General features: G+C 65.0%; 5 protein-coding genes and 1 rRNA gene. All 6 read right to left on the bottom strand.

Annotated elements, in window-relative coordinates:
* Window positions 1–67: ribosomal RNA gene (locus BLT98_RS27485) — 16S ribosomal RNA — on the bottom strand; the annotation flags it as partial.
* Window positions 68–497: 430 nt separating this feature from the next.
* Window positions 498–1,226, bottom strand: coding sequence for a YfaP family protein (locus tag BLT98_RS27480; protein WP_070253868.1), 729 nt, complete (start codon window positions 1,224–1,226; stop codon window positions 498–500).
* Between the two features lie 29 nt (window positions 1,227–1,255).
* Window positions 1,256–2,938 carry a DUF2300 domain-containing protein gene (locus BLT98_RS27475; RefSeq protein WP_092613375.1) on the bottom strand — a complete coding sequence of 561 codons (1,683 nt, stop codon included), beginning with the start codon at window positions 2,936–2,938 and terminating at the stop codon, window positions 1,256–1,258.
* Complete coding sequence (locus BLT98_RS27470) at window positions 2,938–7,506, bottom strand: alpha-2-macroglobulin family protein (RefSeq protein ID WP_092613373.1); 4,569 nt, start codon at window positions 7,504–7,506, stop codon at window positions 2,938–2,940. Before BLT98_RS27470 ends, BLT98_RS27475 begins: the two co-directional genes overlap by 1 nt.
* The gene (locus BLT98_RS27465; protein ID WP_034781354.1) at window positions 7,503–8,174 is read right to left on the bottom strand and encodes a DUF1175 family protein; all 672 of its coding nucleotides are present in this window, start codon (window positions 8,172–8,174) and stop codon (window positions 7,503–7,505) included. Before BLT98_RS27465 ends, BLT98_RS27470 begins: the two co-directional genes overlap by 4 nt.
* Window positions 8,171–9,772, bottom strand: a complete 1,602-nt coding sequence (locus BLT98_RS27460; protein WP_170846510.1) for a DUF2138 family protein — start codon at window positions 9,770–9,772, stop codon at window positions 8,171–8,173. The genes BLT98_RS27465 and BLT98_RS27460 overlap by 4 nt, the downstream gene beginning before the upstream one ends.
* Window positions 9,773–9,820: the final 48 nt, after the last annotated feature.

The raw sequence follows: 9,820 nt of genomic DNA, 5'->3' as shown, positions 1-9,820 counted from the left end.
GTTCGACTTGCATGTGTAAGGCATGCCGCCAGCGTTCAATCTGAGCCAGGATCAAACTCTTCAGTTTAATCTCTGTTACTTTGCCGTTTTACCGGCATGGTCGAACTATTTAACTAGTTCAAACCCCTCGCATTGCGAGGTGTTTGCTCACTCAAAAAACTGACAGGCCACTACTTTCGTAGCGCCTATTTCATTATTTCTTGTGAACATTTGATATTTTAAGTTTTACAGCGGTCCGAAGATCACTGCTGCACTTACATCAAATGCCCACACTTATCGACTGTTAATTGTTAAAGAACTGTATTCGGTTACTGCTTTCGCGCTATCGACAAAGCGTTGTGTTTGTCAGCTGCGAAGAAGGAAGAGTATGAAGCAATTTGCTACGTCCGTCAACTCCTTCTTTTTTCTCACCGCACTCGGCATTTGCATGCGTCGTTCAGCGAGGGGGCGAATTATAGCCATAGTGCTGCGGCTCCGCAAGAGCCATTTTCGACCAGTTATGGCAAGACGAACGATTTCACCAGGGTCAGCTCGCCAGCAGCCCGCATCGGTACCTGGAAGCTCTGCAGCTTTTCACGCGGCGTGCCTTCATTGGTGATGACCGATATACGGGCGACGGTCAGCATGGCGGTGTTTTCGCCGCTGCCGTAGTAATTGACATAGACGTGATAATTGCCCTTCAGGGGTGCCGCGCTGGAAAAGATCTCCGGGCCATAGCCGGTGGTCACGTCCACATCCAGCGCGCCGCCATCTTTCAAGACGCGATTGCCGTACCAGGCGTGGCCACCGTCCGGCGTGACCACGTGCATATCGAGGTCCGTGCCGGCGCTGTCCCACGACAGCACGATACGCAGGCGCGCCTGCGTCTTGCCCTGGTAACTGTCGACAAACTGGGTGCGCGCGCGGCTCCTGCCATCCGGCGAGCGCACTTCCACGCTGTTCGAGCCGCTGCCGAAGCCATACGGGCGCCCGTAGCTGCCATCCTCGCCCACTTCCATTGGCATCGCCACGCCATTGACCACCAAAGTAGCGGGCTTGCCCTTGACGGCGCCCGCGATGCGTCCCCTTATCTGCGCCGTCTCGGCCTGGCCCGGCTGCAGGTTGACGGACGCGGCGGGGTAATTCACCGCTTGCGTATAGTCCTCGCGCGCGCCGGCCGAATTGCGCCAGCCGCCCTTCGGTGCATCGATGGTGACCTGGGCCTGCGCCCAGAGTGGCAATAGCATCAGGGGAATCGAGCAACGGATATAAAAACTCACAGGGCCTCCAGGTTAAGGTCGACGAGCCGGCGGGCCAGCCGCTCGACATATTCTTCGTCCTGGCCGCGCGGATGACGGCGCAGGCCAAGATGCAGGTATTCATGGGCCAGGGTGATGCGGTCTTCGCGCGTGGCCAGCGGCCGCATGAAGATACGGTTGCGCGACTGCTCCGAATACGGCGCGCCACTCTGCAAGGCGCAGACCAGCGGCGCTTGTGACGGCGCCTCGTAGCCGGCCTCGCGCAGCAGCACGCGCTGCCAGCGCGGCACGGACCGCGCCAGCCAATCCTCGTTCTGCGCCAGGCGCTGGCAACGCGCGCCAGTATTGCCAAAGGTACTCAACGCGCCGCCGGGATAGGCTGCCGCCAGCAATTCATCATAGTGCTTGCCCTGTTTGGCCTGGCGCACCGCCTCGCTCCATGCCATGGTGCCCTCGGACGGCAAATTCGTGTGATAGCGCACGGTGACGCCATCGACGATTAACTGGTCGGTCCAGCGCGCAATCGCCAGCGCCGCGGGCGTGGCGGGGCTGGGACTGACGCGCTGGGTCGCACTGCTGTCGGCGATCTGCTGGCAGCCTGCCACGGTCACGGCATTCTGCTGCAGATACGTGCGCGCGGCAATCGCCAGCGCCTTGGCCGCTTCCGGCTCGCCGGCATTCGCTTCGCGGTCGAGCACGCGCGCCACATATTCATTTACGCCGAAGCGGCCGCGCAATTGCGGGCGGCCGCCCTTCTCCTGCAGCAGCATCAACTCGCCGGTGCTGCGCAGGGCCAGGTTCTGGCCATTTTCGAATTGCACATGGTAGCGGCCATTGAGCGGGCCAGGTGCGGCTACGCCACGCTCGCCGCGCACGGCACGGATCGGATAGCGCTTGAAGTAATCGACCACCACGCAGCCGCCATCGTCGGCCGCGCCCACTGGCGGCAAGCTGGCGGCCAGTCTGGGCGCCCACTGTGCAAAGACATTGCTGCTGCCACCCGCGCCGCCAAACCAGATCGGCGTGCCGTCGGCCAGCCAGCCGGCCGCGCCGCCGATACGCTCTTCTGCCCGGCGCTGCTCGTGCCAGGAATACGTCTTCACGCGCAGCTGGCTACCGAACCAGCGCGCCGCACCAAAGCCGCGCCCATCGAGCACCACGCGCAGCAGCGCCGCTTCGGCATCCGCGCGGCTGGCAGCCGGGATGCTGCCCAGCGCGCGCAGCAGGCTGTCCAGGCGCACCATGCGCGCCGGCGCCAGCTGCGCGGGGTCGGACAGCCAGGCAAAATCGCCTGTCGGTGCGCTACCCAGGCGGCCCGTCCAGTACTGGCGCCATGAAGCCGGCGCGATCATCAGACGCCTGGGCGAGAAAAACAGGCCGCAGGACTGCGCCAGCGCCGCGTCGTGGCCGATGCTCTGGCCCGCATCGCAGCAATACACTTCTTCCGGATCGCGGCCGCCGCAGCGGTAGTCCGGCATCGCCACCTTGTTATCGGCCGCGTATACATAGACAAACAGCTTCCACAGGCTGGCCAGTGGCACCTGCCGCGCGCCGTCAAACGGCGGCGGCGCGGCACCGCCCTGGCGCAACTGCCGCACTTCCGTCTTGCCGTCGCGCCACCAGGCGACATCCAGCGATGCAGACCGGGCAGGAGCGGCCAGCAGCAGGGTCGCCATCAACGCAGGAAGTACCACACGCATCACTCGACCTTCAACGCGCGCGTGATCTTGCCGCCGCCCTCGAAGGCTTTCTGCTCCGGCTGGTACATGCGGTAAAAGCGCGCTGGCGGCAGCACATAAATGCCCTTCTGTGCAAAGCGGATCAAATGGCGCACGGTCACGTCGCCGGCCAAAGGCTCGATGGGCACCGCATAGCCGTCGCGGCGCTCGGCATGACGCGCGCGTTCCAGCGCGGCCGGCTTGTCGCCCGCCATGACCATGCCCCAGGTGGTCGATTCGACCATGGCGCCCGGCGGCAGCGCCACTTCCAGCAAGCCAAAGCGGTGCTTCGCGCCCGCCGCTGCTTTCAAGGTGATTTCATCGAGGTACAGCGCGTCCGTGCTGAGCGCCTCGCCCGGCTTGACCAGCTCCGTCGTGTAGCCGCCCTTGCCCGCCTTCATACGCAGGATGCGCCGTTCGACGGTGACCGGCAAGGTCTGCGTTTCGGCGGCGTGGCTGTCGTACTGCAGCACAGCCACCGTGCCGGCCGGCGCCGGGGTCGATGCAGCGAGACGCAGTTTGTCAGGCAGGCCCTTGGCATCGCTCCAACGCCAGAGCGGCTGGCCGCCGCGGCTGTCGCGTTTTTGCCATGCGCCGTCCGGCGCGACGGCCGGCCCCTTGCCAAACGATGCCCCGCCCAGCTTTTTTTGCACCCACAACAAGGTCATCGCGCGGTCCAGGGTCGGCATCTCGGCGCGCACGCTGGCCAGCACCGCCTCGGCCTGGGTAGCCGGCACTTCGCCAGCCAGCATCAGCAGGGCCTGCGCCACCGGCGCTTTCGATTCGCGCAGCACCTGCCACGCGCTGGCCACTTGCAGCTGCAGCGAATGCGGCAGGGCGATGCCGTTCTGGGCGGCGACCAGCGCCACCAGGCCCAGCGACATCGCTTGCGCTTCGCGGTCAGAAGCGCCGCCCAGCAGCAGGCTGCCGCTGTCGCCCGCCTGACGCGGCTTGCCGCCCAGGACGGCGATAGCGCTGTCGTCCACCAGGCCCGCCGCCAGCGTCTGCGTGGGCAGGCCCATCTCGCGCGCCATCCACAGCACCAGCGCACGGTCGCCCATCGCGTCCTTCAAGCCATGTTCGCTGTAGACGGCCAGCAGCTTGTTCCAGTGTTCGGGCGGCAGCTCGATGCGCAGCGCGCGCGCCGCGTACCAGTCGGCGTAATAGGCATAGGCCGTCATCAAGGCATTGCCGGCCGTGGCATTGCCCCACCAACCGAAGACGGCATTCGGACCGGCCATGGACACCAGGCGCAGGCGCTGCGCAGTCAGCAGCGTTTGCAGGCGCTCGCTTGCCGCGCCGGCATCCGCTCCCAGGCTTTGCGTGGCCAGCGCCAGCGGAATCAGGCGGCTCGCCGTCTGCTCCACGCAGCCATACGGATAGTCGATCAGATCGTCGGCAATGCGCGCGAAGTGGCTGGCGGCTCCTTGCGCGAACGAGAGGCGGATATTGCGCGCATCCGCCGGCAGCTTGAGGGGAATCTCACCAGCGGCGCCATCAAGCGGCAGCACCAGCGTGCGCGGGCTGCTCCAGGTGGCGGGCAGCGTCTGCATGGCCGTGTCCAGCGCATCGACCAGTTTGCCGTTCTGTTTTACCTCCAGGCGCAGCGGTCCGGCAGCGCCTGCAGCGAGCGGGAATTCGACGTAATTAACACCCGGCTTGGCGGACAGTTTTTCCGTCTTCGCTTGCGTTCCGCCTGCACCGCCGGAAAGCACCACGTCGAGCGCCTGCTCCTTGCCCGTCTGGTTGAACACGGCCACCGAAGCACGCGGCGCATCGCCGGCGCGCATCCAGTCAGGCGCGGTCCACTTGGCATAGTAATTCTTCTCCGAACGCAGATAGGCGGTGCGCTGGCCGACCCGTCCCTGTTCATCCATCGCGCGGCCCGTGATACGCCAGCGTGTCAGCGCGTCGGGCATGGTGAAGCTCACGCGCGCATTGCCATTGGCATCGGTCTTCAGCGATGGCGCCCAGTACGCGGTATCGATATTGTCGCGGCGCGGACGTTCGAGTACCTTGACGCCCCGCTCGTTGTAGTTGTGGCGCGCCGGTGCGCCCGCTGTGCGCCCCTGCGCCATGTCGTAGCTGATGAAAGACAGGCTGGCCGTGGTGCGCACGTTGTTGCGGCGCGGATGATAGAAAAAGTCGCCGATGTCCGGCGCGATTTCCGGCTGCAGCACATAGATCATTTCATCGACCACGCCCAGCGCCACCATGGTGCTCAGGGGCTTGCCGTCCAGGGTCGCCTTGACGTCCAGCGTCACCTTTTCGCCCGGCTGGTAAACCTCCTTGTCGCTCTTGAACTGCAGCGCGATGCGCGGCTCGATCACTTGCAGGCCCGCGTTCTCGAAGACGAAATCGCCATTGCGGGTATAGGCCACCGAGAACGTCATGTTCGGCCCATGTTCTTCCTTGACGGGAATGCGCACGCGCCACTGCCGCGGCGCCACGCGCTTCGCCTGGTACCAATCAGCGGCGCCGGCCATCAAGCCATGGTGTTCCACCTTGTCGCGCTCGAGCGTGAACAGCGCCTGGTCGACCTTGTCGGAGAAAGTGATCAAGGCTTCGGCGGTGTCGCCCGGACGATAGCGGGCGCGGTCCAGCACGATCTCGATGCTGCCCGGCGTCGCCTGCACGCCGTCACCCGACACCCAGTGGCTGGCGGCGGCCAGCAAATTGCCCCGCTCGTCGCGCAGCGCCAGCTGATACGAGCCCGATGCGGGGAATGTCACATCCCAGCCCTTGGCGGCCGGATCAAATGCACCCTCGGTCTTGCCCTGTTTTTCCAGCTGCACCATCTCCCAGCGCACGGGCTTGGCCGCGCTTTGGCCATCGGCCACCAGGTCGAAATGCACGTTTTGTCCCGGATCGGAAAACTGGCGCACGGCCTTCAGCTGGTAGCTGCTGCTCGAACGTTCTATCATCAGCTCGCGCGTCGTCTTGACGCGGTAGGCCGCGCCATCGGTCGCCAGCACGGTCAGGATGTAGCGCGACGGATCGGCGGCGGGCGGCAAGGTGAAGTCCACATTGCCGCTGCCATCGCTCGTCACTTCCTCGGTTTTCAGCGCCACGGGGAACAGGCCGCTGTAACGCAGTTCGCCCTCGACCATGGTGTTTTGCTGGCTGCGCAGCGACAAGGTCATCTTCGCGTTTTTCACCGGTTTGCCATCGGGGTAGCGCAGCGCGATGCTGCCCTTGACCGCCTCGCCCGTCTTGAATTCCGGTTTCGATGGCTGGACGTTGATTTCAAAATGCGGCTTGACATATTCGGCCACGCGGAAGGCCGCGCCATACACGCCATCCTTGTAATTGAAGCGCAGCTCATAGCCGCCGGCGGTGGCTTCCGCGGGCAGGCGGAAGCGCGTGTCGGCGCCCGTGTCGCCGGACAGCTGCAGCGTTTGCGTCAGCAGCGGCGTGCCGTTCGGATTGAGCACGGTCAGGCTCAGCGGCGCAGCAGCTGCCGCCTGCGATGCGCGCGCCGAAGTGAATTCTCGCCCCAAAAACTTGACGTTGACTTCGTCGCCGGGCCGGTACAGGGGCCGGTCGGTTACCGCATAAATCTTGGTGTTATAGATTTCGCTGTCATAGTAAAAATTCTCGGACACGAACACGCCGCCGTCGCGGTCCTGGCCCAGCACATACGTATGTTCCGGGCTGCCGCGCTCGAGCGAGGCGACGCCATCTGCACCCGTAGTGGCCGACTGCAGCACGCCGGTGCCGTCCGTCCACGCCACGCTGGCGCCAGCCACGGCGGCGCTGTTGTCGCGCCGCGCCGTCCACACCAGCATCTGGCCGGACGATACCTTGGTGACGGCCACCGTGTCCGACACGAACACCAGGGTGGTGGCGCGGTGCTCGCCGATGATCGCTTCGATCAGGTACAAGCCCGGCTTGCGTTTACCCAGCGGTATCATCACGTTGCCGGCGCCGGCGACGATGAAGTCGCTGCTGGAGCCATCGAGCTTGACGCCTTTCGGCGGTGCGATGGCCTTGGCTTGCCAGATCGGATAACGGAAGCTGTCGACCAGCTCCATGCCCTTGATCGGCTTGTACTGCGGATGGTTGGCGAACACGGTCGGCTTGCGGATCGCGTCATTCGTCGCCAGTTGCGGCTGCTCTTTCGTGACCGCGCGGCGCGCGTCGCCGGAAAACAGCTTGCGCCAGGCCAGGCGCGACTGCTTCCACCAGCTATCCCACAGAAAGCTCAAGGTGTTGGCCAGGCCCTCGCCCTGGTAATTGCCTTCAACCTGGATGCGGTGCAGATTGCGCTGCTTTTTCAGGAATTCCATCGGCTCGGGCACGCGGTAGACGACGATGTCGGCGCCCGAATACGCTTCCAGGTTCATGCGTCCCATATCGCGGCCCGGCACTTCCAGCCGCACGCGCGCTTCATCAAGACTGCCGTAGCTGGCGTCCGACAGCAGGAAGAAGGGCTCGCCCTTGAAGGTGCTGTAGTTGCTCGGTTCGCGCTGCTGCGCGGAGGCACCGCCTATGAGCACCAGCGCCAGCAGGCCGGCAAATAGCAGCTTCATGAAAAAAATCGGCTTCATGATAAAAACGCCAGCCGGAACACACCGGCGAAATTCGGATTGTTGACCACAGGTTGCCACCGCGTGTCCTTCCAGCTCGTAAGTTCTTTGATATCGACGGTCCGCAGACCATTGTCGTCGGGGGTGACGGTGCCGGTGTGGTAGGCGATGCGCGCCCCCATCCAGACCATCAGGTGCTGTTCGTCGCCCTGGTCGAAAAACAGCAGGTCGCCGGGCAGCGCCTGGCTGATTTCGCGGGCGATGAAACGGCTGTTGTGCTGCACCAGCGCCAGCGCCGTGACGAAGTGGCCGACGCTGCCGCCCGTCTGCACCCAGCGGTTGCGCAAGGCTGCCTGCTTCGCGTCCAGTTCCAGCTCGGGCGGCAGGCGCCGGTCGCTGGCGATGCCGTTCGCATGCAGCCACTTCGCGTCATGCACGGTCAAGGCTTCGTTGACGGCAAAGCGCACCAGGCCGGCGCAATCGCGGTGCGTCCAGCGCGGTGACGGCCCCCGTTCGATCTGCGCATTGACGATGCGCAGCATCCAGGCCTGGAAGGCGCGGCTCTGGGCCTGCGACAGCTGCACTTGCGGTTCGGCGGCCGCGCGCAGGGCCCACGCGGGCATTGCCACGGTGGCGGCGCAGGCCGCCAACAATCGCAAGGCGGCACGGCGCGCATGCCGTACCGTCATCGCGCGGTCTCCTGCCATTCCAGCGTTTCCCATGACGTGCCGCTGGCTGGCTGCCGCTTGAGTACCATGCGCAGCGGCGGGTATTTTTTCAAGGCGTTCAGGCGCGGCACCAGGTGTTCGTTGGCGGCCGCGCGCAGTACCGGTTCGTTGTTCGCCGGCAGGGTATCGAAGGCTTCCAGCTGGATCAGGCGGGCCAGCGATGCCGGCGCGATCAGGCCAATGGTGCGCGCGCCATCGGGCAGCAGGTCGCTGGCGGCCGGCGCCTGCTTGCGGCGCACGGCCAGCACCTGGTCCACCAGCTTGCCGTCAGCGGAAAAGACCACCGTATTACCGGCTACGGCCAGCGCCGGCGCGGACTGGCCCAGGGCCGTGGCGACGCTGCGCTCCCAACGAACGGCGCCATCCTTGCCAGTGGTCTTGCGCACGGGGTCCTTGCCGCCGATGGCCGCCTCGAACAGGCTGCCATATACAGCGTCATCACCGGTCTGCGCACTGCGGGTGGCGACAAACACCGGCGTATGCAGGCGCGAAGTACCGTACCAGCACGCGGCGGCAGGGCCTTGCAAGTGTCCGGCCAGCGGCACCACCGGCGCCGACGTCTTGTCGCCCAGGCGCTTGAGCACGGGCTGCAGCGCGGTCCAGTCCACCGGCACGCTGAAACAGGCGCTCGGGTTGTGCGGCAGCACGGGCCACAAGGCGCTGCTGTCGTAGCCGCCCTTGCCGCTCTGGTTCAATTTGTCCGCATTGAGCAGCACCTTGGACTGCCAGGCGCCCTTGCTGAAATCGAAACGCAGCGCTTCAAGCGCGCCAAAGAAGGGCTGGTAACCGAATGACAGGAAGTCCGCCTTGACGGCGATGCTGTGGCCCTCAGGCGCGGCGCTGTCGAGATGGAACTGCGCATGAAAGACATTCTGTTTGGCCGGCTCCGGCGCCAGCAGGCTGGCCACGGTTTTCTCGGCCGTGCCATCGCCATTCTTGCCATCACTGCCGCCATACAGCATGCCGGGATGGGACAGGATGACGAGGCGCTGGCCGTGCGCGGCAAACAGCAAGGTGCGCTGGTAGGCGTAATTGAGCGCGTACACCGGCACCTGGCCGCCATCGACGCGCAAGCTGCCGGCCACGCGCATTTGCGTATCCTTCAAGGCGATCTTGCCCGCTTCCTCGAGCAGGCGCGTCAACTGGCCACGCGACACGGCGATGGCGAAGTGCTTGAGCGAGCCGTCGGCGTCGCGCCACAGGGCCACTTCCGCAGGCTGGTCCAGCACCATGCGCAGCAACTGGTCGCCCCATCCCAGCTCATGTTCGTAGGCGATGCGGCGCAAGCTGCCCTTCAGGCCCAGCCGGTCTTCGCTCTGCTCGTAATAGAAGAGGAAATCCTCGCGCAGCACATCGCGCGCCAGCGGCACCGTCAGCAGGTCGCGCGGCAAGGTCGACAGGCTTTTCGTCCGGACCAGCGCGTCGGGCCGGGATAAATCCAGCTTCAGGCCGTTGACCGGCCCCATCGCGCCCCAGCCGAAGACGCGGTAGCCGACCAGCGCGGCCGCCACCAGCGCCACCCCGGCAAGTGCCCCGACCAGGACTTTTTTACTAAGCACTTTTTTATCTTGTACTTTTTTCGCCAGCACCGTGTATTCCTTTACCCT

Origin of the sequence: Janthinobacterium sp. YR213 (assembly GCF_900099875.1) — a bacterium.
Taxonomy (GTDB): Bacteria; Pseudomonadota; Gammaproteobacteria; order Burkholderiales; family Burkholderiaceae_D; genus Janthinobacterium; species Janthinobacterium lividum.
This window is presented reverse-complemented; position numbering and strand designations above follow the sequence as displayed.